Origin of the sequence: Pelagicoccus sp. SDUM812002 (assembly GCF_031127835.1) — a bacterium.
In the GTDB taxonomy this organism is placed as follows: Bacteria; Verrucomicrobiota; Verrucomicrobiia; order Opitutales; family Opitutaceae; genus Pelagicoccus.
Genome location: NZ_JARXHX010000088.1, coordinates 1 through 1,317 on the forward strand (window position 1 = coordinate 1; position 1,317 = coordinate 1,317).

At 44.5% G+C, this 1,317-nt stretch carries 2 protein-coding genes and 1 pseudogene; 2 read left to right on the forward strand and 1 reads right to left on the reverse strand.

Going from position 1 to position 1,317, the window contains the following annotated elements:
* Both QEH53_RS23775 and QEH53_RS23780 read left to right on the forward strand, forming a co-directional pair.
* Positions 1-301 (forward strand): annotated as a pseudogene (locus QEH53_RS23775) (transposase); the annotation flags it as partial.
* Positions 302-340: 39 nt separating this feature from the next.
* Positions 341-1,120, forward strand: a complete 780-nt coding sequence (locus QEH53_RS23780; protein WP_309025730.1) for a thioesterase domain-containing protein — start codon at positions 341-343, stop codon at positions 1,118-1,120.
* Here QEH53_RS23780 and QEH53_RS23785 read toward each other — a convergent pair.
* Positions 1,117-1,317 (reverse strand): hypothetical protein (locus QEH53_RS23785; RefSeq protein WP_309025731.1); only part of this gene is annotated, 201 nt, incomplete at its 5' end. The genes QEH53_RS23780 and QEH53_RS23785 overlap by 4 nt on opposite strands.

Here is a 1,317-nt window from a genome sequence, read left to right on the forward strand (position 1 = left end):
AGGAGGCCACGCCCGTCAGCATCGTCTACACCGACAACTTCAAAGGCGAAGAAGCCCTTGATGTAGGCGTGTTCCAGCATCGTCGTATCAACCACAGAGAGCTCTTCTCCGACCGACCCAACCACATCAATGAAATAGGAACTTCTGGAATCAGGCCAAGCGGCATCTGCGGCGCTTCAACGGCATCAAGCCCGAGAACTTCCAGCTGTACCTCAAGGAGTGCGAATGGCGATTCAATGGAGGCAAACACCAACAGCTGCTCAGGCAGCTTAAAAAGCGGTACAAAAGGACAAAACAATAACTATTAGTTAGAACAGCCCCTTGATGAGGGACTATTAAGATGAGACGCGAGTTTAGTAAAAATACTATCATTAGTAGGTCAATTAGATCGGTTCCACCCTTGCTGCGACTTTTTTGCTTTCCACATGCTGGAGGTGGGGCGTCTATGTTCAATGACTGGCAACATGCTCTGCCTCCTCAGGTTGAGTTGTGTGCGATTCAATTACCAGGTAGAGAGAATAGAGTAAGGGAAGTTCCACACCGGCATATGAATCCCTTAGTTGAGTCTATAGTGTGCGAGCTAGATGACCTGATGGACCTTCCTTTTGCTTTTTTTGGGCATAGTATGGGAGCTTCGCTGATCTTTGAAATGACGCGTCACCTAAGAAGATCAGGAAGGCCTCAGCCAGTGCATTTATACGTTTCTGGGTGTAAAGATCCGTCTAATGACAGTAACGATGACCTGATACGTAGTGATCTTCCCGAACCACAGTTTATTGCATATTTGAAAGAAATTGGTGGAACTCCTGAAGAAGTATTCGAATCGAAAGAATTGCTCAAAATAATGCTACCTGTCTTGCGTGCGGATTTTGAAGTTTTAGAAACATATGAGCATATTGTGGAAAGACCGCTAGAATGTCCTATAACAGCATTTAGCGGTGCTGACGATGAGATAGTAACGAGTGAAGATATGCAAGAATGGAGAAAACATACAAACGGCAATTTTCGTTTAAAGATTTTTCCTGGAGGGCATTTTTTCGTACGTGACGCGAAAAACCAAGTGATATCTGAGTTGAGTATTAGTTTAGGTTCTGTTATGGCTGAAAATGGGCAAGTTTAGGACCGGCGAATCTGATAATTCTGTAATTTTGGGGAAATCACTTGAGTGTTTGTAAACAAGTGGAGTAGCCTTGCGGCTTCGTAGCGATGCACAGCAGAAGTAAGAGGGTGTCCAATAAGTCCTGAAACAACCTTATGATCGAACTTTTTCGCTTTTCCATTCACTTTGTTAGCGCTTTTTGAGAAGACGCTCCCACA